Source organism: Amycolatopsis sp. NPDC058986 (genome assembly GCF_042741125.1).
GTDB lineage: Bacteria > Actinomycetota > Actinomycetes > Mycobacteriales > Pseudonocardiaceae > Amycolatopsis.
The window spans coordinates 1-23440 of record NZ_JBHYJW010000028.1; the positions used below are offsets into that span (position 1 = coordinate 1).

The 23440-nt window shown below is 69.6% G+C and carries 22 protein-coding genes; 13 read left to right on the plus strand and 9 right to left on the minus strand.

Annotation, left to right across the window (positions count from 1 at the left end; translation table 11 throughout):
* Nucleotides 1-57: 57 nt before the first annotated feature.
* Both ACFW0G_RS23930 and ACFW0G_RS23935 read right to left on the minus strand, forming a co-directional pair.
* Nucleotides 58-1164 carry an NAD(P)H-dependent flavin oxidoreductase gene (locus ACFW0G_RS23930; RefSeq protein WP_378327595.1) on the minus strand — a complete coding sequence of 369 codons (1107 nt, stop codon included), beginning with the start codon at nt 1162-1164 and terminating at the stop codon, nt 58-60.
* Between the two features lie 9 nt (nt 1165-1173).
* Entirely contained in the window at nt 1174-2787 is a 1614-nt protein-coding gene (locus ACFW0G_RS23935; protein WP_378327596.1) for an acyl-CoA synthetase, read from the minus strand.
* A gap of 64 nt (nt 2788-2851) precedes the next feature.
* Between ACFW0G_RS23935 and ACFW0G_RS23940 the strand changes: the two genes are divergently transcribed.
* Complete coding sequence (locus tag ACFW0G_RS23940; protein WP_378327597.1) at nt 2852-3640, plus strand: crotonase/enoyl-CoA hydratase family protein; 789 nt, start codon at nt 2852-2854, stop codon at nt 3638-3640.
* A gap of 106 nt (nt 3641-3746) precedes the next feature.
* Here ACFW0G_RS23940 and ACFW0G_RS23945 read toward each other — a convergent pair whose 3' ends face one another.
* Entirely contained in the window at nt 3747-5309 is a 1563-nt protein-coding gene (locus ACFW0G_RS23945) for an acyl-CoA synthetase (RefSeq protein WP_378327598.1), read from the minus strand.
* Between the two features lie 88 nt (nt 5310-5397).
* On the opposite strand from ACFW0G_RS23945, the gene ACFW0G_RS23950 reads away from it, so the two are divergent.
* The 4 genes from ACFW0G_RS23950 (at nt 5398) to ACFW0G_RS23965 (ending at nt 11087) form a co-directional block, all read left to right on the plus strand.
* Entirely contained in the window at nt 5398-6387 is a 990-nt protein-coding gene (locus ACFW0G_RS23950) for a Zn-ribbon domain-containing OB-fold protein (protein WP_378327599.1), read from the plus strand.
* A gap of 7 nt (nt 6388-6394) precedes the next feature.
* Nucleotides 6395-7447, plus strand: coding sequence for a thiolase domain-containing protein (locus tag ACFW0G_RS23955; protein ID WP_378327600.1), 1053 nt, complete (start codon nt 6395-6397; stop codon nt 7445-7447).
* A 1-nt stretch (nt 7448) separates the two neighbouring features.
* On the plus strand, nt 7449-8615 hold the full coding sequence (locus ACFW0G_RS23960) for a thiolase domain-containing protein (protein ID WP_378327601.1): 1167 nt from the start codon (nt 7449-7451) through the stop codon (nt 8613-8615).
* A gap of 246 nt (nt 8616-8861) precedes the next feature.
* Nucleotides 8862-11087, plus strand: a complete 2226-nt coding sequence (locus ACFW0G_RS23965) for a GH92 family glycosyl hydrolase (protein ID WP_378327602.1) — start codon at nt 8862-8864, stop codon at nt 11085-11087.
* Between the two features lie 533 nt (nt 11088-11620).
* Here the strand turns inward: ACFW0G_RS23965 and ACFW0G_RS23970 are convergent.
* A complete protein-coding gene (locus tag ACFW0G_RS23970; protein WP_378327603.1) occupies nt 11621-12847 on the minus strand; it encodes a cytochrome P450 in 1227 nt (408 codons plus the stop codon).
* 246 nt (nt 12848-13093) lie between these two features.
* Between ACFW0G_RS23970 and ACFW0G_RS23975 the strand changes: the two genes are divergently transcribed.
* The gene (locus tag ACFW0G_RS23975; protein ID WP_378327604.1) at nt 13094-14257 is read left to right on the plus strand and encodes a steroid 3-ketoacyl-CoA thiolase; all 1164 of its coding nucleotides are present in this window, start codon (nt 13094-13096) and stop codon (nt 14255-14257) included.
* 70 nt (nt 14258-14327) lie between these two features.
* Here the strand turns inward: ACFW0G_RS23975 and ACFW0G_RS23980 are convergent, their stop codons facing one another.
* Nucleotides 14328-14819 (minus strand): pyridoxamine 5'-phosphate oxidase family protein, encoded by a 492-nt coding sequence (locus tag ACFW0G_RS23980; RefSeq protein WP_378327605.1) that lies wholly within the window; start codon nt 14817-14819, stop codon nt 14328-14330.
* A gap of 103 nt (nt 14820-14922) precedes the next feature.
* Between ACFW0G_RS23980 and ACFW0G_RS23985 the strand changes: the two genes are divergently transcribed.
* On the plus strand, nt 14923-15369 hold the full coding sequence (locus ACFW0G_RS23985) for a hypothetical protein (RefSeq protein ID WP_378327606.1): 447 nt from the start codon (nt 14923-14925) through the stop codon (nt 15367-15369).
* Between the two features lie 69 nt (nt 15370-15438).
* The gene (locus ACFW0G_RS23990) at nt 15439-15993 is read left to right on the plus strand and encodes a hypothetical protein (protein WP_378327607.1); all 555 of its coding nucleotides are present in this window, start codon (nt 15439-15441) and stop codon (nt 15991-15993) included.
* A 3-nt stretch (nt 15994-15996) separates the two neighbouring features.
* On the opposite strand, the gene ACFW0G_RS23995 is transcribed toward ACFW0G_RS23990, so the two are convergent.
* The 3 genes from ACFW0G_RS23995 to ACFW0G_RS24005 all read right to left on the minus strand — a co-directional run bounded on the left by ACFW0G_RS23995 (nt 15997) and on the right by ACFW0G_RS24005 (nt 18209).
* A complete protein-coding gene (locus tag ACFW0G_RS23995) occupies nt 15997-16386 on the minus strand; it encodes a RidA family protein (RefSeq protein ID WP_378327608.1) in 390 nt (129 codons plus the stop codon).
* A gap of 46 nt (nt 16387-16432) precedes the next feature.
* The gene (locus ACFW0G_RS24000; RefSeq protein WP_378327609.1) at nt 16433-17338 is read right to left on the minus strand and encodes an SDR family oxidoreductase; all 906 of its coding nucleotides are present in this window, start codon (nt 17336-17338) and stop codon (nt 16433-16435) included.
* A 76-nt stretch (nt 17339-17414) separates the two neighbouring features.
* Complete coding sequence (locus ACFW0G_RS24005; RefSeq protein WP_378327610.1) at nt 17415-18209, minus strand: SDR family oxidoreductase; 795 nt, start codon at nt 18207-18209, stop codon at nt 17415-17417.
* A gap of 101 nt (nt 18210-18310) precedes the next feature.
* On the opposite strand from ACFW0G_RS24005, the gene ACFW0G_RS24010 reads away from it, so the two are divergent.
* The 5 genes from ACFW0G_RS24010 (at nt 18311) to ACFW0G_RS24030 (ending at nt 22599) form a co-directional block, all read left to right on the plus strand.
* Nucleotides 18311-19063: an enoyl-CoA hydratase family protein gene (locus ACFW0G_RS24010; protein ID WP_378327611.1), complete on the plus strand. Its 753-nt coding sequence runs from the start codon at nt 18311-18313 to the stop codon at nt 19061-19063.
* The gene (locus tag ACFW0G_RS24015) at nt 19060-19923 is read left to right on the plus strand and encodes a CoA transferase subunit A (RefSeq protein WP_378327612.1); all 864 of its coding nucleotides are present in this window, start codon (nt 19060-19062) and stop codon (nt 19921-19923) included. The genes ACFW0G_RS24010 and ACFW0G_RS24015 overlap by 4 nt, the downstream gene beginning before the upstream one ends.
* The gene (locus ACFW0G_RS24020) at nt 19920-20657 is read left to right on the plus strand and encodes a CoA-transferase subunit beta (protein WP_378327613.1); all 738 of its coding nucleotides are present in this window, start codon (nt 19920-19922) and stop codon (nt 20655-20657) included. The genes ACFW0G_RS24015 and ACFW0G_RS24020 overlap by 4 nt, the downstream gene beginning before the upstream one ends.
* Nucleotides 20658-20727: 70 nt before the next feature.
* Nucleotides 20728-21774 (plus strand): NAD(P)H-dependent flavin oxidoreductase, encoded by a 1047-nt coding sequence (locus ACFW0G_RS24025; RefSeq protein ID WP_378327614.1) that lies wholly within the window; start codon nt 20728-20730, stop codon nt 21772-21774.
* 30 nt (nt 21775-21804) lie between these two features.
* A complete protein-coding gene (locus ACFW0G_RS24030; RefSeq protein ID WP_378327615.1) occupies nt 21805-22599 on the plus strand; it encodes an alpha/beta fold hydrolase in 795 nt (264 codons plus the stop codon).
* 255 nt (nt 22600-22854) lie between these two features.
* Here the strand turns inward: ACFW0G_RS24030 and ACFW0G_RS24035 are convergent, their stop codons facing one another.
* Nucleotides 22855-23412 (minus strand): sugar O-acetyltransferase, encoded by a 558-nt coding sequence (locus tag ACFW0G_RS24035; RefSeq protein ID WP_378327616.1) that lies wholly within the window; start codon nt 23410-23412, stop codon nt 22855-22857.
* Between the last annotated feature and the right edge of the window lie 28 nt (nt 23413-23440).

Below are 23440 nucleotides of genomic sequence, written 5' to 3' on the forward strand. Positions count from 1 at the left end.
TGCCGTCAAGGCCACCTTGCGGGCGACAGACGCCCGTAAGGTGGCCTTGACGGCATTTCAGCGCGTCTTGTCCAGGCGGGACAGTGCCTCCTCGTAACCGGACACGAGTTCGGCGATGACCTCCGCGACGCTGCGGACCCGGTCCATCCGCCCGACGATCTGCCCGACCGGCATGGCGACGAGGCCCGGGTCCTTCACCGCGTGCATCCGGTGGTGTGCCGGGGAAACGAGCAGGTTCTGCAACGGCATCGGCAGCGGTTCGGGCGCGTCCGGGGCCGCCCACGCCTCGGTCCACCGGGTCTTGAGCAGCCGCGCCGGTTTCCCGGTGTAGATCCGGCTGCGCACGGTGTCGGAGGAACTCGCGGCCACGAGCGCGCTCTGGATCGCGCCCGATCCGGTCATCGTCTGCAGGTATTCCTCGGTGGCGAGCCAGAACGAGCCCATCCACACCCCGGACGCGCCGAGCGCGAGCGCCGCGGCGGCCTGCCTGCCCGAGCCGATCCCGCCCGCGGCGAGCACCGGGACCTGATCGCCGACGGCGTCGGCGATTTCCGGGACGAGCACCATCGAGGCGATCTCGCCGGTGTGGCCGCCCGCCTCGTAGCCCTGCGCCACGACGATGTCGACACCGTTGGCGACATGTCGCGCGGCGTGCTCGGCCTTGCCCGCGAGCGCCGCCACCGGCACGCCCGCGGCGTGCGCCTGCGCGATGACGTCCTCCGGCGGCGAGCCGAGCGCGTTCGCGATCAGCTTGATCGGATGCTTCAGCGCGACGTCGACCTGCGACCGCGCGACCGAATGCAGCCAGCCCAGCACCCCGTCGCGCTCGGCCCCCTCGCCGGGCAGCGGCGGCACGCCCAGTTCGGCCAGCACCCTGTCGACGAACGCGCGGTGTTCCTCCGGGACGAGCTTGCCGAGGTCGACCTGGGTCCCCTCGGCGGGGATCTTCGCGGGCATCACGACGTCGACGCCGTACGGTTTCCCGTCGGTGTGCTCGTCCATCCAGTCGAGGACGGCGTCGAGTTCGGCGGCGTCATTGAACCGGACGCAGCCGAGCACGCCCATCCCGCCGGCCCGGCTGATGGCGGCCGCGACGTGTTCCGACGGGGTGAACCCGAAGATCGGCAGGTCGATCCCGAACCGATCGCAGAGCGGAGTCCGCATCCGTACCTCCTAGACGGGCTGGTTCGCGGGCGGGTGCTCGGCGGCGTACCGCTGTGCCCAGGGGTAGTCCGGTTTACCGCTCGGCGTACGGCCGATCTCCTCGGTGAGCCACACCGTGCGGGGCACCTTGTACCCCGCGATCTCCCCGCGCACATGCGCCTCGAGGCTCGCGAAGTCCACGGCTGCGCCGTCGCGGGGCTGGATCACCGCGGCCACGCGCTGGCCCAGCCGCTCGTCCGGCACGCCGATCACCAGCGCGTCGAAGACGTCGGGATGCGACTTCAGCGCACCTTCCACCTCCTCCGGATAGACCTTCTCACCACCCGTGTTGACACATTGGGACCCACGGCCGAGCAGCGTGACCGTGCCGTCCTCTTCGTAGCGAGCGTAATCGCCGGGTACGACATAACGGGCGCCGTCGACCTCCGCGAAGATCGTCCGGCTCTTCTCGGGGTCGTTGTAGTAGCCGAGCGGGACGTGCCCGCGCCGGGCGATGAGGCCGATCGCGCCCGGCTCCGGTGCGACGGCATTGCCGTCCTCGTCGAGCAGGATGGCGTCCTTGCCGAACTGGACGCGCGGGCCCGCGCTGTGGTCGGAATCCTTGCCCACCATGCCGATTCCGGTGAACCCGCTCTCCGACGAACCGATCGCGTCGGTGATCACGACGTTCGGCAGGAGACCGAGGAACTCCTGTTTGACCGAGTGCGAGAACAACGCGGCGTGACTGGAGACGGCGACGATCGACGACGCGTCGTAGTCGCCCTCGCGATAGGCCTCGATGAGCGGGCGCGCCATCGCGTCGCCGACGATCGTGAGGACCTGGACCTTGTTGTCCTGCACGGCTTTCCACACGTCGTGCGCGTCGAACCGCGGGACGAGCACGACCGGGCTGCCGGTGAACAGCGCGCCGAACGCGGCCCACTGCGCGGCGCCGTGGATGAGCGGCGCGGCCGGGAGCCGCACGAGGCTGCCCGACTTGCCCTGTTCGGCGAGCGTCCACTCGTCCGGGACGTACTCGCCGGTGACGAAGTTGATGCCGCCACCGAGTGCGCGCCAGATGTCCTCGTGGCGCCACAGGACGCCCTTGGGATAGCCGGTGGTACCGCCGGTGTAGAGGATGTACAGGTCGTCGGCGCTGCGTTCGCCGAAGTCGCGTTCGGGCGACTCGGCGGCCAACGACGTCTCGTAGTCGACTCCGCCGTAGCTCTCGTAATCCCCGCCGGTGCCGTCGTCCACGACGACAACGTGTTTCAGTTTCGGGGTTTCCGGCAGCACGGCGGCGACCTTGTCCGCGTACTGCCGTTCGTGGACGAGCGCGACGAGGTCGGCGTTGGTGAACAAGTACTTCAGTTCACCGTGGACATAACGGTAGTTGACGTTGACGGCGATCGCGCGCAGCTTGTAGGCCGCGATCATCGCCTCCAGCGCCTCGATGGAGTTCCGGGAGTAAACACCGATGTGGGATCCGCGTCCCACGCCGTGCGCGGCCAGGTGGTGGGCGAGGCGGTTGGCCCTCGCCTCCAGCTCGGCGAAGGTGACCCGCCGGTCACCGCACACGACCGCGACACGTTCCGGCACGGCGTCGACGGCGTGCTCGAGTAGATCCGCGATGTTGAGTGCCACGTCCCCAAAGTAGAACATGTTATCGTTCTGGGCAATGGTCACCGACGTTTCCAGGAGGTATCCGTTGAGCGAGCCGCACGCGCTGGTGGAGCGGGACGGGCAGACGCTCGTCGTCACGATGAACCGGCCCGGGGCGAAGAACGCGCTGACCGGCGAGATGCTCGGGATCATGACCGAGGCCTGGGACCGCGTCGATTCCGACGACGACATCCGCAGCTGCGTCCTCACCGGCGCGGGCGGCGCGTTCTGCGCGGGCGCGGACCTGAAGTCGATGTCCCGCAACGCGCCGAGCGACGCCTTCGATCGCGGGGCGTTCGACCCGGCCCGGATCGACGGACTGCTAAAAGGGCGTCGGCTCACGAAGCCGCTCTTCGCCGCCGTCGAAGGGCCCGCCATCGCGGGCGGGACGGAAATCCTGCAGGGAACGGACATCCGCGTCGCCGGGGAAAGCGCGAAGTTCGGGGTGTCCGAGGCGCGGTGGAGTTTGTACCCGATGGGCGGATCGGCGGTCCGGCTGCCGCGGCAGATCCCGTACACCGTCGCGGCGGATCTGCTGCTCACCGGACGGCACATCACCGCGGCCGAGGCCCGCGAAATCGGGCTGATCGGGCACGTCGTCCCGGACGGAAAGGCCCTGAACCGGGCACTGGAGCTGGCTTCGCTGGTCAACGCCAACGGCCCTCTCGCCGTCCGCGCGATCCTCAAGACCATGCGTGACACCGAAGGCATGCACGAGGAAGAGGCCTTCAAGCTCGACGCCCAGTACGGCATCGCCGTCTTCGCCAGCGCCGACGCCAAGGAAGGCCCCCGCGCCTTCGCCGAGAAGCGCCGCCCCGAATTCCACGGCCGCTAACGGAGATCTCGCGTGATCCGACGGCGATCTCGTGTGATTGGGCGGAGATCTCGCGAGATCTCCGCCCAATCACACGAGATGTCCGGCTGGACACACCAGATCTCCGTTACGGGACGGGGTGGCCTTCCCAGTAGGGGGCGCGGAGGCGGCGTTTGTAGAGCTTGCCGTTCGGGTCGCGCGGGAGTTCGTCGAGATAGTCGACGCTGCGAGGGAGCTTGAACTTCGCCAGGCGGGTGGCGGCGTAGGCGAGCAGCTCCGCGGTGAGGTCGCCGGAGGGTTCGACGCCGGGGGCGGGCTGGACGACGGCCTTGATCTCCTCGCCCCAGTCCTCGTGCGGGACGCCGAACACGGCGACGTCGGCGATCTTCGGGTGCATCACCAGCTCGCCCTCGATCTCGGCCGGATAGATGTTGACGCCGCCGGAAATGATCAGATCCGCCTTGCGGTCGTGCAGGAAGAGATAGCCGTCCTCGTCGAGATGACCGACGTCGCCGAGCGTGAACAAATCGCCCACCCTGGCCTTTTCGGTCTTGGCCTTGTCCTTGTGGTACTCGAACTTCGAGTCGCCCATCTTCATGTACACCGTGCCGGTCTCCCCCGCCGGCAACTCGTTCCCGTCGTCGTCGAGGATCTTGATCGTCGAGCCGGGCCACGGCAGGCCGACCGAGCCCGGCTTCCGCAGCCAGTCCTCCCCGTTGATCACAGTGCCGCCGCCCTCGGTCGCCGCGTAGTACTCGGTGACCACCGGGCCCCACCAGTCGAGCATCCGGCGCTTGACCTCCAGCGGGCACGGCGCGGCGCCGTGGATCATCACCCGCAGCGAACTCAGGTCGTACTTCGCGCGGACGTCGCCGGGCAACGCGAGCAGCCGCCGGAACTGGGTCGGCACCATGTGACTGTGCGTGACCCGATGCCGTTCGATCAGCCGCAGCATCTCCTCGGGGTCCCAGCGGTCCATGAGCACCGCGGTATGCCCGAGCTGCAGCGAAATCGCGACGAAGTTGAGCACGGCCGTGTGATACAGCGGCGAACCGCACAGGTGGACGTGGTTGTCGAAGGGCTGAATCCCGAACACGCCGAAGAACCACGTCGACGCGGCGGGCACCTGGTCCGGGTCGGCCCCGGTGAGCGGACGGCGGACGCCCTTCGGGCGACCGGTCGTGCCGGACGTGTACAGCATCGGCGAACCGGCCGTGCGCCGCGACGGCCTGCCGTCGCCCTCACCGGCGCCGAGTTCCTCGATGCGCCGGAAGCCGGGCACGTCGCCGACGGCGAATCGCGCGGACGCGGGGATGCCCGCTTCGTCCGCCGCGGCCACCGCCGTTTCGGCGAACCGTTCGTGCGCGAGGAACGCCTTCGCCCCGCTGTCGGTGAGGATGTAGGCGATCTCGGGCCCGACGAGGTGCCAGTTGACCACGACGATGTACAGGCCGGATTGGATCGCGGCGAAGTACGCGGCGACCAGTTCTGAGCTGTTCGGCTGCAACAGCACCACGACGTCGCCCGTTTCGAGGCCGAGCGCCTCGAGGCCGAGCGCGTACTTGTTCGCCTTGGCGGCCAGCTCGCCATAGCCGACCGCCCGGCCGTCCGGGTCGATCAGGGCGGGCAGCTCCGGCTGCTCCCCGGCGATGTTCCACAGTCCGAGCGTCTTCGCGGCAGTCGTCGACATACCGCAAATCTAGAACGCGTTCCACTCGTCGGCAATGCACCGCCAGCAGGTTCTTGCCGTGAATTCGAGAACGTGTTTCACTCAGAACGTGACGGCCAGTGCATCCGAGACCCCCTTGTCGGCCCCGCTCGACATCGGCTTCGACTACACCCGATCGACCGGGCCGGTGCTCGGCCGGTTCGTCAACTCCCTGCGCGAGCGCCACATCGAGGGCGTCCGCGGCAGCGACGGACGGGTCCACGTGCCCCCGGTCGAGTACGACCCGGTCACCGCGGCACCGCTGGACGAGTTCGTCCCGGTCGCCGAGGAGGGCACCGTCGTCTCGTGGTCGTGGTGCGCCGAACCCCTCGACGGGCAGCCGCTGAGCCGGCCGTTCGCGTGGGCGCTCATCCGGCTCGACGGCGCGGACACCGCGCTGCTGCACGCTGTCGACGCCGGCACGCCCGAGAACGTCCACACTGGACAGAGGGTCCGCGTGCGATGGGCCGACGAAACCGTCGGGCACATCCGGGACATCGCGTACTTCCTGCCCGCGGACTCCCCCGACACTCTCCCGACCGAGGACCCGCCCCCGGTCGCGAAGCGCGAGGACGGCGCCCCCGTCGCCGTCGTGATCACCCCGGTGCACCTGGGCTACCGGCATTCCGCGTCGCCGGAGGAAAGCCGCTACCTGCGCGCACTCGCCGAAGGGCGGCTGATCGGGCAACGCTGCCCCGCCTGCGCGAAGGTCTACATCCCGCCGCGCGGCGCCTGCCCGACCGACGGCGTGCCGACCACCGAAGAGGTCGAGCTGCCCGACACCGGCATCGTCACGACGTTCTGCATCGTCAACGTCCCGTTCCTCGGCCAGCGGATCCAGCCGCCGTACGTCGCGGCGTACATCCTGCTGGACGGCGCCGACATCGCCTTCCTCCACCTGGTGCTCGGCTGCGACGCGGCCGACGTCCGGATGGGGATGCGGGTGCGCGCGGCGTGGAAACCGCGTGAGGACTGGTGGACGTCACTGGAGAACATCAGCCATTTCGAGCCGACGGGCGAGCCCGACGCGCCGTACGAATCCTTCGCCCACCACCTGTGAGGAACTGATGCCAGACGTCGCCGTCGTGGGGTTCGCGCAGGCCCCGAACGTCCGGGAAACCCCGGGCACCACCAACGGCGTGGAAATGCTCGTGCCGATCTTCGCCGAGGTCTTCGCCGCCACTGGGCTGTCCAAGAAGGACATCGGATTCTGGTGCTCCGGCTCGTCGGACTACCTCGCCGGACGCGCCTTCTCGTTCATCGCCGCGGTGGACGCGATCGGCGCGTTCCCGCCGATCCACGAATCCCACGTCGAGATGGACGCCGCGTGGGCGTTGTACGAGGCTTGGCTGAAGATCCGGATGGGCGAGGTCGACACCGCGCTCGTCTACGGCTTCGGCAAGTCGAGCGCCGGGACACTGCGCCGCGTGCTCGCGTTGCAGCTCGACCCGTACGTCGTCGCTCCACTGTGGCCGGATTCGGTGTCCATCGCCGGAATCCAGGCACGGCTGGGACTCGACGCCGGGCTGTGGTCCGAAAAGGACCTTGCCGAGGTGGCGGCCCGCAGCAGGGCGGACGCCGCGGGCAATCCGGCCGCGCAGCTGTCCGGCACGGCCGAGGTCGCGGATCTGCTCGACACGCCGTACGTCGCGGACCCGTTGCGGGCCCACGACATCGCCCCGGTGACCGACGGCGCCGCGGTGATCGTGCTGGCCTCCGCGGAACGCGCGAAGGACCTGGCGGAGCGCCCGGCGATCCTCAGTGGGATCGAGCACCGCGTCGACTCGCCCGTGCTCGGCGCGCGGGATCTGACCCGGTCGCCGTCGACCGAATCCGCCGCCGCGGCACTGGATCTCGACGGTGTCGAAGTCGCGGAACTGCATTCACCGTTCACCCACCAGGAACTGATCCTGCGGAAGGCGCTCGGGCTTGGCGACGGCGTCAAGATCACGCCGTCGGGCGGAGCGCTGACGGGCAATCCGATGTTCGCCGCCGGGCTCGCCCGGATCGGCGAAGCCGCCAGCCGGATTTTGTCCGGCGAGGCGCGGAAGACCCTCGCCCATGCGACGAGTGGCCCTGCGCTGCAACAGAATCTCGTGGCCGTTCTGGAGGGACGCTGAGATGGGCAAGCAGCTCGCGGCCGTGCTCGGCACCGGCCAGACGCACCACAAGGCCAAGCGCACCGACGTGTCGATGCCGGGCCTGCTGCGCGAAGCGATCGACCGCGCAATGCTCGACGCGCAGGTGGGCTGGGACGAGATCGACGCGGTCGTCCTCGGCAAGGCGCCGGACCTGTTCGAGGGCGTCATGATGCCCGAACTGTTCCTCGCCGACGCGCTGGGCGCGACCGGGAAACCGTTGCTGCGCGTGCACACCGCGGGGTCGGTCGGCGGGTCGACGGCGCTGGTGGCGACGTCGCTCGTGCAGGCCGGGATCCACCGGCGCGTGCTGACGGTGGCGTTCGAGAAGCAGTCCGAGTCGAACGCGATGTGGGGACTGTCGATCCTGCCGCCGTTCCAGATGCCGGTGGGCGCGGGGGCGGGTGGCTACTTCGCGCCGCACGTACGGTCCTACATCCGCCGGTCCGGGGCGCCCGACCACATCGGCGCGATCGTCGCGGCGAAGGACCGGCGCAACGGCGCGCTCAACCCGTACGCGCATCTGCAGCAGGACGACATCACGGTGGAATCCGTACAGGCGTCGCAGATGCTGTGGGACCCGATCCGCTACGACGAGACGTGCCCGTCCTCGGACGGTGCCTGCGCGATGGTGATCGGTGACGAGGCCGCGGGCGACGCCGTCCCCGGCGGCGCCGCGTGGGTGCACGCGACCGCGATGCGCACCGAACCGACGACGTTCGCCGGCCGTGATCAGGTCAACCCCCAGGCCGGGCGCGACGCCGCGGCCGCGTTGTGGGCCGAAGCGGGCATCACCGACCCACTGTCCGAAGTGGACGTCGCGGAGATCTACGTGCCGTTCTCCTGGTTCGAGCCGATGTGGCTGGAGAACCTCGGGTTCGCCGAAGAGGGCCAGGGCTGGAAGGTCACCGAGGCCGGGGACACCGCGCTCGGCGGGCGACTCCCGGTGAACGCGTCCGGCGGCGTGCTCTCGTCCAACCCGATCGGCGCGTCCGGGATGCTGCGGTTCTCCGAGGCCGCGAAGCAGGTGATGGGCCGCGCCGGGGACTACCAGGTCGACGGCGCGCGCGTCGGCCTCGGCCACGCCTACGGCGGCGGGTCCCAGTACTTCTCGATGTGGGTGGTCGGCTCCGCCAAACCCGGCTCCTGACCCCGATCTCCTCCCCATCACGCGAGATCTCCGCTCAATCACGCGACTTGGCTCTCGAAGCACACGAGGTCTCCGGGGCCGCTCCGGAGATCTCGCGTGATCAGGCGGAGATCTCGCGTGACCAGGCGGAGATCTCGTGTGATCAGGCGGTCCGGTCCGAAAGTTCTTGACATCGCAGGCGAATCTCGGTTAGACGTTGACGGTTCGCCCCATTGTGACAACGATGTCAGGACTGGAGGCCTGCCCATGCGTGCCCGCCTGCTCCTCGCCGCGACGCTCGTGCTCCCGCTCGTCACCGCCGTGCCGGCGGCGGCGCATCCCCGGCCGTCGAACGTCGACCTGGTGAACCCGATGATCGGCACCACGGGCACGGATCCGAGCGAGTACGGCGGCATGATCCCGAGCACCGCGCCGCCGTTCGCGATGACGCGGTGGTCGCCGATGACGCGGCAGAACTGGGTCAGCCGCCTGCCCTACCACCACGACGACACGAAGATCACCGGATTCATCGGCACCCATCAGCCGGCGATCTGGATGGGCGACTACGGCTACGTGTCGGGGATGCCCGGTATCGGCGACGTCAAGCCGGGCGCCGACGCGCGGGCCATGCCGTTCAGCCACGCCGACGAGAAGGCGTCGCCGCAGAAGTACTCCGTGAAGATGCAGGCAGGCGGCGGCCGGACCATCGGCGCCGAACTGACCGGGACATCCCGGGTCGGCGTCATGCGGTTCAGCTTCCCGGCGGATTCTTCGCCGAACTTCGTGCTGGACGCGACGCGCGCGGGCATCACCGGCGGCGTCACGATCGATCCGGCACGGCGCGAGATCACCGGCTACAACCCCGATCGACAGGATTCGAAGCTCGGGCCGTTCAAGGCGCCGCATTTCAAGGGCTACTTCGTGGCGAGCTTCGACACGCCGTTCACCGGCTACGGGACGTCGACCGGCTCCACGGTGCACGAAGGGGAACGGAGCCGCACCGACGCCGGGCTCGGCGCGTTCGTGCGGTTCCCCGCCTCGGCGCGGCGGGTGCAGGTCCGGATCGCGACCTCGTTCATCTCGGTGGACCAGGCGCGGGAGAACCTGTACCGCGAGGCCCCCGACCCGCGGGGATTCGACCGCGTCGCGGCCGGGACCAAGGCGGCGTGGAGCGAGAAGCTCGACCGCGTCGACATCGAGGGCGCGACCTCCGACCAGCTGGCGACGTTCTACACCAGCATGTTCCACGCGCTGCAGTATCCCTCCGAGATGTCGGAGTACGGCCGGTACTACAGCGCCTATGACGACAAAGTCCACAAAGGAACGAGCTACACCAGCTATTCGCTGTGGGACACCTTCCGCGCCGAAAACGCTTTCCTGACGCTCTTCGCGCCCGAGCGCGTCGACGACATGGTGACGTCGATGCTGCAGGACTACCGCGAGGGCGGCTGGCTGCCGATGTGGAAGAACCCCACCGAGACCAACATCATGGTCGGGACGAACGCGGACTCGATCATCGCCGAGGCGATCGCCAAGGGATTCACCGGATTCGACCGGAAGCTCGCTTACGAAGCCGTGCGCAAGGACGCGACGACCCCGCCCGACCGGGACACCGAACTGCGCTTCTCCGACCGGGAAGAAGGCACTCCGGTCGAGGCTCGCGCTGGGCTCACGACGTACAAGCAGAACGGCTGGGTCGCGAACGACCGCACCGCCGAAGCGGGCTCACGAACCCTCGACTACGCCTACGAGGACTGGGCGGTGGCCCAGGTCGCGAAGGCGCTCGGGAAGACCGACGACGCGAAGTTCTTCCTCGACCGCAGCAAGAACTACCGGAACCTCTACAACCCTTCGACGGGCTTCATGCAGTCGCGGAACTTCGACGGCTCATGGGCGGACGGCGGCTGGACCGAGGGCAACCAGTGGGTCTACAGCTTCGACGTCATGCACGACGTTCCTGGCCTGATCTCCTTGATGGGCAAGGAAAAGTTCCTGGCGCTGCTGGACCGGCACTTCGCCGAGGGGCACAACAACCACACCAACGAACCCAGCCACCACATCGGTTATCTGTACGACTACGCCGGACGGCCGTGGCAGACCCAGGCGCAGGTGCGGAGCATCGCGGCGGCGAACTACGCGAACCGGCCGGACGGGCTGACCGGCAACGACGACTGCGGGCAGATGTCGTCCTGGTATCTGCTGTCCTCGCTGGGGATCTACCCGGTCAACCCCGCGTCGGACCAGTACGCGGTGGGCAGCCCGTTCTTCCGGAAGGTCACGGTGCGGCTGCCGGGCTCCCGGCGTCCGCTGGTGGTCTCGGCGCCGGGCAACGCGGCGGACAAGCCGTACGTGCAATCGTTGCGCCTCGACGGAAAGCCGATCACCCGGCCGTTCCTGAGCCAGCGTGATCTCACCGGTGGTGGCGAGCTGCGGTTCGCGATGAGTGCCACACCGCAGCCGTGGGGTGGCGACACCCCGCCCGGCGTCCGGTGACGAAGAGGCTCCCGATTCCGTGGTTCTCAGGACGTCCGGTCAAGACGCGTAACCGAAAGACTTGACTCACCGGCTGGCCCGGCTCCTCCTGTTACGTTCGGCAGGATCGCACTTTTCCTTGACCGGAAGGCATTCCATGCTGCGCAAGACGATTGTGGGCCTCGTCGCCACGCTGCCGATTCTCGTCGGCATCGCCGTCCTCACTCCGGCTTCCGCGGCAGCGGACACCTACTGCTACGCGGGCGTCCCGTCCGGTGGCGGCACCACCCCTCCGCCCCATGGTGGCGGGACCACCCCTCCACCCCATGGTGGCGGAACAACCCCTCCGCCTCACGGGGGTGGCGGGACCACACCGCCCCCGCGAGGAAACTGAGCACCGGGCCGGAAGCCCTGTCCGTCCTCCCGGGCGTCACCACGCGCCGGCCAGGGCGGGCACCAGCATCACCCGGGGTGTCGCGCCGGCGCGACACCCCGGGCTTCGGCGTACTTCGCCACGGACCCGGCCAGACCGTCGTCTCGGGCCCCTTGAGGAATCAGCCGTAGTTCACCGGGTAGTGCTTGATCCCGTTGAGCCAGCTGGAACGGAGCCGCTGAGGCGGGGCCGCCTCGGTGATGCCGGGCATGACGTCGGCGATGGCGTTGAAGATCAGGTCGATCTCGAGACGGGCGAGGTTGGCGCCGATACAGTAGTGCGAGCCGGTGCCGCCGAAACCGACGTGCGGGTTGTCCTCGCGCAGGATGTCGAACCGTTCGGGGGCGTCGAAGACGTCGGGGTCGAAGTTGGCCGAGCTGTAGAACATGCCGACCCGGTCGCCCGCGTGGATCTCCTGGCCGCCGAGCACGGTGTCCCGGGTGGCGGTGCGCTGGAACGCGACGACGGGGGTGGCCCACCGGACGATCTCGTCGGGCGCGGTCTTCGGGCGCTGGTCGCGGTAGATCTCCCACTGCTCGGGGTGATCCAGCAGCGCCTTCATGCCATGGGTGATGGCGTTGCGCGTGGTTTCGTTGCCCGCCACGGCGAGCAGGATGACGAAGAAGCCGAACTCGTCGGAGGCGAGCGACTCGCCGTCGACGTCGGCCTGGATGAGCTTCGTGACGATGTCGTCCATCGGGCATTTTCGCCGTTCCTCGGCCATGTTCCAGGCGTAGCCGAGGATTTCGGCGGAGGCGGCGATGGGCTCGACCTCGTATTCGGGGTCGTCGTAGGCGATCATCTGGTTGGACCAGTCGAAGATCTTGAGGCGGTCCTCCTGCGGGATGCCGATGAGCTCGGCGATGGCCTGCAACGGGAGTTCGCAGGCGACGTCGGTGACGAAGTCGCCCGTGCCCTTCTTCTTCGCCTCGGCGACGATCCGCTCGGCGCGCTCGCGCAGCGTGTCTTCCAGCCGCGAGATCGAGCGCGGGGTGAAACCCTTCGAGACGATGCGCCGGAGCTTCGTGTGCTGCGGCGCGTCCATGTTCAACAGGACGAGACGGTTGGCGTTGAGCATCTCGTCGGTCGTGTTCTCGTCGAACCGGATGATCGCGGTCTTCTCGCTCGAAGAGTAGAGCTGGCTGTCCCGCGAGACTTCCTTGACGTCCGCGTGCCGCGTGACCACCCAGTAGCCGTCGTCGCCGAAACCGGCGGTGTTGCGGGCCTGCGGATTCCACCACACCGGTGCGGTACGCCGAAGTTCGGCGAACTCGGCCAGCGGCAGCCGATTCGCGTAGAGGTCCGGGTCGGTGAAGTCGAAACCGGCGGGGATCAGCGGAGCTGCCACAGGTGCCTCCTACGCGGTTCGCCGATGAAACACGTTCTAGAGGGATTAGAGCATACGGCGTTAACCAAGGGAAGAGGATTCAGTGAAACCCGTTAACTTTATCGATGTGGGCGACAGAGTCGCAGGTGATCGAGCGCTCACTCGGTCAAGATCCAGATAGCGTCAATGCTGCCTACCCTTGCCAAAAATAGGAACATGTTCTAGTTTTGGCCGAGTGAACGGTGTTGACGGACGAAAGGGACACGCATGGGCACGCCAGTGATCGTCGAGGCCGTGCGCACCCCGATCGGCAAGCGCCGCGGGTGGCTGGCCGGGCTGCACGCGGCCGAACTGCTCGGCGCCGCACAGCGCGCGGTGCTCGACCGGGCCGGGATCGAGCCCGAACTCGTCGAGCAGCTCATCGGCGGTTCGGTGACACAGGCGGGCGAGCAGTCGAACAACGTCACGCGCACCGCGTGGCTGCACGCCGGGCTGCCCGAGACCGCCGGCGCGACGACCATCGACGCGCAGTGCGGCTCCGCGCAGCAGGCCGCGCACCTCATCGCGGGGCTCATCGCGACCGGCGCGATCGACACCGGGATCGCCTGCGGGGTCGAGGCGATGAGCCGGGTCCCGCTCGGCGCCAACCGCGGCACCGAGGCGGGCACCCCGCGGCCGTCGTCCTGGTCGATCGACATGCCCAACCAGTACGGCGCGGCCGAGCGCATCGCCGAACGCCGCGGCATCACCCGCGAGGACGTCGACCGGTTCGGCACCGAGTCGCAGCGCAAGGCCGCCGCCGCGTGGGCCGCCGGGCACTTCGACCGCGAGATCGTGCCGGTCAAGGCGCCCGTCCTCGGCGAGGACGGCGCCCCGACCGGAGAGACCCGGCTGGTGAACCGCGATCAGGGCCTGCGGGAAACCACCGTCGACGGGCTCGCGAAGCTCAAGCCGGTGCTGGACAACGGAATCCACACCGCGGGCACGTCGTCACAGATCTCCGACGGCGCCGCCGCGCTCCTGCTCATGGACGCCGATCGCGCGAAGGCGCTCGGCCTCCGGCCACGCGCCCGGATCGTCGCCCAGGCACTCGTCGGCGCCGAGCCGTACTACCACCTCGACGGCCCGGTCCGCGCCACCGAACGGGTGCTCGCCAAGGCCGGGATGACCATCGGCGACCCGGACCTGTTCGAGGTCAACGAAGCCTTCGCGTCGGTGGTGCTGTCCTGGCAGCGCGTGCACGGCCCGGACGAGTCGCGCGTGAACGTCAACGGCGGGGCCATCGCGCTCGGGCACCCGGTGGGCAGCACCGGCTCGCGGCTGCTCACCACGGCGTTGCACGAGCTGGAACGCCGGGACGCCTCGACCGCGCTGGTGACGATGTGCGCCGGCGGCGCGCTCGCCACCGCCAGCATCATCGAGCGCCTCTAGAACTCGTGCGCGTTCCGGCCGGGCCCCCAGCGGCCGGAACGCGCACGGTCCAGCGGCCGCGGCCAGCGGCTCACCCGGCGTGCGCGAGCACGGTGCGTTCGACGGGCCCGGTGCCCGGACGTGCGAAACGGACGTGCTCCCCTCCCTCCTGCCAGTGCTCCACGAGCATCGTGTTCCCCTCGACCCAGGTGAGGACGGCGTCGGTGACGTCGAGCCGGAACAGGTGACACGGCTCGGTGTTCCCTTGTACCGCGGCGATTTCCGCCGGATCGGTCAGCTCCACGGCCGTTCCGGAGAGCTTGGCGTCCCCGCCGTCGGCCACACCGGGATAGGCGTGGATCGCGAACCGCCCGTCCCGCCGCAGATCCCGTGCCTTCACCGCACCGGACATCGACCCGGCGTAGATCTGGGCGCCGTGGAAGTCGAGTTCGGTGCCGCTCACCCGTGGCGACCCGTCCCGCCGCAGGGTGGCCAGCACGTGGGTCTCCCCCGCGGTGAACCGGCGGTGGATCTTCGCCGCGAGCTCGGGTGCCTGTTCGGTGAATCCTCGCCAACTGGTCATGTCCGCAGTGTCACATCCACCACCGACAGTTCCGCGCGGAAGCCGTTGGCGCGACGCCGGGAAAGCTGCCACGATGGCGGCATGACGATCCGTTCCGGGAGCGATGCCGCGTAAGTCCCCGGCGCGCGTGCGCGCCGATCTGCCACTGAAACGCCGCGCTCTCGCACCGCAGGTGATCCCGGGGATTTCCCGGGCCGCGCAACGGCAAATCGCGGATTTCGAACGTCGGCGCGCCACCCCGGGCGCCCTCGCCGAGGCACTGGCCCTGTGGAAACAGTGGGTACACAAGCCCGCCCGGGACTTCCACGGCGGAGTCCTGGCTCCCTGGGACGATCACGTCGGCGAACGACGGATGCTTTCCGAAGCGCTGCACGCACTTCCACCCCGCGCCCGCAGCGAACTGCGGCCGCTGGTGAAGCGGCTCGACGAGTTCTACCTGCGCCGCACCTTCGACACCCGCTCGACGAGCAACGACGACTGGTGGACCCGGCGCAGGCACCCACCCCTCGACCCCTACCTGACCGGCGGCGAGACGTGGTGGCGGGACTGAGGTCGTGATCCCCGCCGCGATGAGCCGGAAACCCGCCCGCACCAACGGATCGTCCTGCATGATGAGCCCATGACTCACCCCCAGCAACCCGTCCCGTATCCGGGGCAGGCCAGACCGTCCGGCGGCACGGCGATCACCGCGGCCGTTCTCGCCCTCGTCGCGTTCCTGCTCGACGGCTACTTCGTCGTGCGGGGCCTCGGTGACGTGCGGTACTACGATCTTCCCGGCCTGATCGGTTACCTGCATCTGATACCGACCGTGCTTCTGCTGCTGGTGGGGTCGATCCTCGTCTTCGCCCGGGTGAAGGCCGGCGCGGGCCTGCTCCTGATCGGCGCGGCGCTCGATGTGCTGACCTGGGTGGCGGTGGCCGCGCTCACCGGTGGTGAGTCCCTGAACTACCTGGAGCTTCTGGCTTACGCCCCGTTGATCGGAATCGTGGACCTGCTGGGGCTGCTGATCGCCGTCGCGGTGGTGATCCTGGCGGCGCTGCCGCCGACACGCCGCTATCTCAGCGCTTCCCGGCAACCGATCCAGCACGGCCCGCCTGCCCCGTACGGATACCCGCCGGGCCAGGGCTACGGCCCGCCGCCGCACCCCGGCCAGCATCCTCCGCAGCAGTGGTGAGGCTCAGCTAACGGGCAGGCGGGCGTCGACCTCGATCTCGAACTTCATCGCCGTATCGGCCAGCCCGCATTCGAGCATGGTCGCGGCCGGGCGCACGTCGCCGAAGCACGCACGCAGGACCGGCCAGCACGGTTCGAAGTCGGCGCGATCGGGCAGCAAGTACCGCACGCGCACGACATCCGCGAACGTGCACCCCGCCTCGGCGAGCGCCGCGCCGACGTTGCGCAGGCACTGCTCGGCCTGCTCGACGACGTCATCCGAGATGGTCATCGTCGAGTAGTCGTAGCCGGTCGTGCCGGAGACGTGGACGCGGTCCCCGTCGACCACCGCGCGTGCGTACCCGATCTTCTCCTCGAAGGTCGAGCCGCTGAGAATCGCCCGTCGTTCAGCCATAGCGCGCACGGTATTTCAGGGGCCGTCCCTCGGTCCACCGAATAGGTCAGGCGCCATACACGGGCTCCGGTTCGACACCTTCGGCCAGCAGTTCGGCGACGACCGGGCCGAGTTCAGCCGGGGCCCACCGGGCGCCCTTGTCCCGCTCCGGGCCGTGCCGCCAGCCCTGCGCGAGGCTCACCCTGCCACCGTCCACTTCGAACACCCGGCCGGTCACGTCCGCCGATTCCACGCTGCCGAGCCACACGACGAGCGGGGACACGTTGTCCGGGGCCATCGCGTCGAAACCGGCGCCGGGCGCGGCCATGTCGTCGGCGAACGTCTGCTCGGTCATCCTGGTCCGCGCGGCGGGCGCGATCGCGTTGACGGTGACCCCGTAGCGGCCGAGTTCCGCCGCGGCCACGGTGGTCAGGCCGAGGATGCCCGCCTTCGCGGCGGCGTAGTTGCCCTGGCCGACACTGCCCAGCAGGCCCGCCCCGGAGCTGGTGTTGATCACCCGCGCGGCCCGCGTCCGGCCCGCTTTCGCCTCGGCCCGCCAGTATTCCGCCGCGTGCCGCAGGGTCGCGAAGTGTCCTTTCAGGTGCACCCGCACGACGGCGTCCCATTCGTCCTCGGCGAGGTTGACCAGCATCCGGTCCCGCAGGAACCCGGCGTTGTTGACCAGCACGTCCAGCCCGCCGAACTCCTCGATCGCGTTCCCGACCAGCCGGGCCGCGCCCGCCCAGTCCGCGACGTCGTCGGTGTTCGCCATGGCTTCCCCGCCCGCCGCGGTGATCTCGTCGACCACCGCCTGGGCCGGGCCCGCCTCACCACCCCGCCCGTCCAGCGCCGCGCCGAGGTCGTTGACGACCACCTTGGCGCCCTCGGCCGCGAACGCCAGCGCGTGCGCCCTGCCGATGCCACGCCCCGCACCGGTGACGATCACGACCCGCCCCGCGAGCAACCCGCTCATACGATCGCCTCGCTCCGCGAGACAGTGTCCGATCCCTTTTGGCGCATGACGTCCATGATTCGCTCGCAAGCGTCGCTCATGCCCTGCTACCTCCGCTCGTACCCGAATTGGACGCGGCCAGGAAGGCCGGTTTCTCCCCGCCACCGTGCACCGTCAGGCACGCGCCACTGACATAGGAAGCCAAGGGGGAAGCCAGAAACGCCGCGCAGGCACCGATCTCGTCCGGCTCCGCCAACCGTCCTAACGGGACTGTCCCGCCCACGGCGGTGACCCCGGCCTCGTCGCCGTAGTGCAGGCTCGCCAGCTCCGTCCGCACCATGCCGACGTCCAGCGCGTTCACCCGCACCTTCGGCGCCCATTCGACCGCCAGGCTCGCGGTCAGATTGTCCAGCCCCGCTTTCGCCGCGCCGTACGAGGCCGTGCCCGGCGATGGCCGCGTCCCGCTCACGCTGCTCACGTTCACGATCGCCCCGCCCGTTTCCTGTTGCTGCATCACGGCGTTCGCCGCTCGCGCCACCGTCAGCGGCGCGAGCAGGTTGAGCGCGACCACCTTCTCGTGGAAGCGCACCGACGCCGTCGCCGCTTCCGCGAACGGCGCTCCCCCGGCGTTGTTGACCACGACGTCGAGGGAGCCGTGCGCGGCGACGACGGCGTCGACGAGCTTCGCCACGGCGTCGGGATCGCGGACGTCGCAGGGCAGGAACTCCGCCACCGCGCCGCCCGCCTCCACCGGCCGTGACGGCGGCGTGCGGGCGCAGGTGACCACACCCGCGCCCGCCCGCAGGAAGGCACGGGTGATCCCCGCACCGACCCCGCGCACGCCGCCGGTCACCAGGACCACCGCGCCGTCCAGCCGAAGTTCCAGTGCCACGCGAGACCTCCCGCCCGTGTCGGGGAACCACCTGTACCCGAGCCGGGCACCCTGCTAACGTACCAAGCAAATGCTAGGTTTGGTAACCCGGAGGGCACCCGATGACCGTTTCGACGCATTCCCCGGAGCCCGGGGTCGCCGTGGTGACCGTGGACGCTCCCCCGGTCAACGCGCTCACCGTGCGGGGCTGGTTCGAGCTGGCCGCCGCACTGGAGAAGGCCGGCCGCGACGAGCACACGCACGTCGTGGTGCTGCGCGCGGAAGGCCGGGGATTCAACGCGGGCGTGGACATCAAGGAGATCCAGCGCGATCCCGGCTACGGCGCGCTGATCGGCGCCAACGAGGGCTGCGCGGCGGCGTTCTCGGCGGTGTACGACTGCGCGGTGCCGGTGATCGCGGCGGTGCACGGTTTCTGCCTCGGGGGCGGCGTCGGCCTGGTCGGCAACGCGGACGTCGTGGTGGCCAGTGACGACGCGGAGTTCGGGCTGCCCGAGGTCGATCGCGGCGCCCTCGGCGCGGCGACGCATCTGGCCCGGCTGGTCCCGCAACACCTGATGCGCGCGCTGTACTACACCGCGTCGACGATCACCGCACAGCAGCTGCATCACCACGGTTCGGTGTACTCGGTAGTCTCGCGGGACAAACTCGACGAGACGGCGCTCGAGCTGGCACGGCAGATCGCGGCGAAGGACACCCGGGTGATCCGCGCCGCGAAGCAGGCGATCAACGGTATCGACGTCCAGCCGGTGCACCGCAGCTACCGCTTCGAGCAGGGATTCACCTTCCAGCTCAACCTGGCCGGGGTGTCGGACGGGGCCCGTCAGTCCTTTTTGGATGATAAGGAGAAGCCTTGAGCGACAAGCGGATGACCGTCGACGAGGTCGTCGGCGAGCTACGCGACGGGATGACGATCGGTATCGGCGGCTGGGGTTCGCGGCGCAAGCCGATGGCGCTGGTGCGCGCGATCCTGCGCTCGCCGCTGAAGGATCTCACCGTGGTCTCCTACGGCGGCCCCGACGTCGGGCTGCTCGCGTCCGCCGGGAAGCTCCGGCGGCTGGTGTTCGGGTTCGTCACGCTCGACTCGATCCCGTTCGACCCGTGGTTCAACCGGGTTCGCGAGGCCGGGGAAATCGCCGTCACCGAATACGACGAGGGTGTGCTCGGCACCGGGCTTTCCGCCGCCGCGCAACGACTTCCGTTCCTGCCGACGCGTGCGGGACTCGGCTCCGACGTCGTCCGGTTCAACCCCGATCTCCGTACCGTGCGGTCGCCGTACGCCGACGGTGAGGAGTTGCTGGCCGTGCCCGCGCTCCGGCTGGACGCGGCGCTCGTGCACCTCAACCGCGCCGACACTCGGGGCAACGCGCAGTACCTCGGCGCCGATCCGTACTTCGACGAACTGTTCGCGCTCGCCGCGGACCGGTGTTTCGTGTCCACGGAACGTATCGTGGAGACCGCCGAGCTGACGGCGTCCGCGCCGGTGCAGAGCCTGTTGCTGAGCCGCGCGAGCGTGCACGGAGTCGTCGAGACGACGCGTGGCGCGCATTTCACCACCGCCGCCCCGGATTACGGCCGGGATGAACGCTTCCAGCGGCACTACGCCGAATCCGCCAAGGATCCGGACGCCTGGCCGAAGTTCGCCGACCGGTTCCTTTCCGGGGACGAAAAGGCTTATCAGGCGGCTGTCGACCGTTTTTCCGAGGAGGCAGCGTGAGTGACGTGACCCGTGCCGAGATCGCCGTGACCGCGTGCGCCGAGCTGTTCCGCGGCGACGGGGAAATTCTCGTCAGCCCCATGGGGTTCATCCCCGCGCTGGGTGCGCGGCTGGCACGGCTGACCTTCGAACCCGACCTCCTGCTGAGCGACGGCGAGGCGTCGTTGCTGGCGAGCACGCCCGGCGCCGGACCGCCGGTGGTCGAGGGCTGGCAGCCGTTCCGGAAGGTGCTGGACACCGTGGTACCGCACGGAAAACGGCATGTCGTCATGGGCGCCAACCAGGTCGACCGGTACGGGAACCAGAACATCTCCGCGATCGGCGACCACGATCGGCCGCGGAAACAGCTGCTCGGCGTCCGCGGCGGGCCCGGCAACACCGCCAACCACCGCACGAGTTACTGGGTGCCGAAGCACAGCAAGCGGGTGTTCGTCGAAGAGGTCGACATCGTGTCCGGCGTCGGCTTCGCGCGGGCGCATGAGGCCGGGCTGCGGTATCACGACGTCCATCGCGTGGTGACGAACCTGGGTGTGCTCGACTTCGGCGGCACGGGCAACGCGGCGCGGCTCCTGTCGATCCATCCGGGTGTCACGGTGGACGAGGTGCTCGAAGCGACGTCGTTCCCGCTGGAAACCGGCGCGACCACCGAAACCCGGCTGCCAGATCCGGAGGAGCTTCGTCTGATCAGGACGGTGCTCGACCCGAAGTCGTTGCGGGACAAGGAGGTGCGATGAGTTTACACTCGCGCAGCCACTCATCGCGCCGACCGGGTGCGGGTGTCCCGCGTAACACCGGGGTTCCGGCATGAAGACCGCCCTGACGACGTTGACCGGGATCGAGCACCCCGTCGTGCAGACCGGGATGGGCTGGGTGGCCGGACCGCGCCTGGTCTCGGCCACGGCCGAGGCGGGCGGGCTCGGGATCCTGGCCTCGGCCACGATGAGCTACGACGAGCTGGCCGCGGCGATCAAGGAGGTCAAGAGCCGCACGGATCGGCCGTTCGGGGTGAACCTGCGCGCGGACGCCGACGACGCCGCCCGCCGCGTCGACCTGCTCATCGCCGAAGAGGTCCGCGTCGCGTCGTTCGCGCTGGCGCCGAAGCGGGACATGATCGCGAAGCTGAAGGACAACGGCGTGGTCGTCGTGCCCTCGGTCGGCGCTGCGCGGCACGCGGAGAAGGTCGCGGGCTGGGGCGCGGACGCGGTGATCGTGCAGGGCGGCGAAGGCGGCGGACACACCGGAGCGGTCGCGACGACGCTGTTGCTGCCGTCCGTACTGGACGCGGTCGACATCCCGGTGGTGGCCGCGGGCGGGTTCTTCGACGGCCGGGGGCTTGCCGCCGCGCTGGCCTACGGCGCCGCGGGCATCGCGATGGGCACGCGGTTCCTGCTGACCAGGGAAAGCACGGTGCCGGACGAGGTCAAGCGGGCCTACCTCGCCCGCGACCTGAACGGCACCGTCGTGACCCGCAAGGTCGACGGGATGCCGCATCGCGTGCTCCGCACCGAACTCGTGGAGGGGCTGGAACGCTCCGGGCCGATCGCGGGAATCGCCCAAGCGGCGCGAAACGCCGTCCGGTTCCGGAAGCTGAGCGGGCTGTCGTGGACATCGCTCGTGCGCGAGGGGCTGCGGATGAAACGCGGCGGCGAACGGAGCTGGGGCCAGGTCTTCATGGCGGCCAACACGCCGATGCTGCTGCGGGCCGGGCTCGTCGAGGGCGACACCGGCGCGGGCGTGCTGGCGTCCGGGCAGGTCGTCGGCCTGTTGGCCGATCTTCCGCCGGTCGGGGAACTGGTCGAGGAGATCGTGGCCGACGCGGAGGCCATCCTCAAGCGGCTATCCTCCGAATAACCGGGTATGCCGTTGTGCTTGACTGCGCACATGATCTCGGAAAGCCGGTGCCCGGTCTCCGACGGTGAGCTGCGTGTCCTGCGCGGCGGGGACGGGCCGGTCCTGGTACTGATCGCCGGGGGTCTCGGCGGCGCCGACTCCTACCGCGCGCTCGCGAAACAGCTCTACCCGCACCACACCGTCGTCACCTACGACCGGCGCGGGCACTTCGGCAGCACCGACCACACCACCGGCCCGGTCACCGTGGCCCGGCAGGCCGACGACGCGCTGGCCGTGCTCGACCACCTCGGTGCCGGTCCGGTCGCGGTGTTCGGGAGCAGCGCGGGCGCCTCGATCGGGCTCGACCTGGTGGCCCGGTACCCGGATCGCGTGTCGACCTTCGTCGCGCACGAGCCGCCGGTGGTCCAGCTGCTGCCGGACGCGGCGGGCTGGCTGGCCGACGCCGCCGAGCAGGTCCGGCTGGCGCGTTCGGGCGACCTCATGGGCGCGGTGACCCGCTTCGCCGACGCGATCGCCGGGGCCGCCCTGCCGAACCTGCCGCACCTCCGGCTGCCGAACGAAGCCGACTGGCTGCGGCTGTTCGACCGCGAGTTCAGCGAGTTCTACGACTACCTGCCGGACCTGCGGGCGCTGCGCAAGGCGTCCACCGAGATCCTGCCGGTGGCGGGCGAGGGCAGCCGGGGCCGCTATCACTACCAGCCCGCGAAGATCCTGGCGCTGGAGCTGGGCCTGCCGTTCACCGAAATGCCGGGCGCACACCTGGCGCCGCAACGGAACCCGTCCCAGTTCGCCGCCGCCCTGCGAGAGCTGCTCACCGGCGCCTGACGCCCTCCATCCACAAAGGACACCGCCGCTCCGGGCTTCCATGGTCCGTGAATGCCACATCGAGGGACTCAGAGTCCGTGAAGGTGGCATTCACGGACTGCTGAAGGAATGAACGGAAGATTCAGGACACCCTCAGGCCCCCTTGCCGAACATCCTAGCGGCAGGCACCGACACCCCCGGCCGCCGCGCCCGAGCAGACGACGTGGTCCCGAGCCGCCTCACAGGCCCTGATCCGGGTCGGTCGAGCGAACCTCGTCAGAGCTGCCGGATGACGCGCGCGGGGTTCCCGGCGGCGAACACTCGGGGCGGCAGGTCGCGGGTGACGACGCTGCCAGCCCCGACGACGGTGTCGTCACCGACGGTCACCCCGGCGCACACGATGACGCCACCGCCGAACCAGACGTTGTCGCCGATCGTGATCGGCGCGGCGGATTCCCAGCGCTGACGCCGTTTCTCGTGATCCTCCATGGGGTGCAACGCGGTGAGCAGCTGGCACCGCGGCCCGATCGACACGTCGTTGCCGATCCGGATCGGCGCGCAGTCCAGCAGGATCGCGTCGTAGTTGAGGAAGCTGTTCGAGCCCATCTCGATGAGATACCCGTAGTCGCACTGGAACCGCGGCATGATCCACGAGCCTTCGCCCAGTTTCCCGAGCAGCTGCCGCAGGATCTCGTCCCGCCGCCCGGTCTCCTCCGCTCCGGTCAGGTTGAACTCGTCGACGAGACCCTGCGCGCGACGGCGGTCCGCGACCAGCTCCGGATCGTTGTCCCGGTACAGCTCGCCCCGCAGCATGCGGTCCTTGTGCTCTCCCATGATCGCCACCCTAGCCGCGAAACCCCGC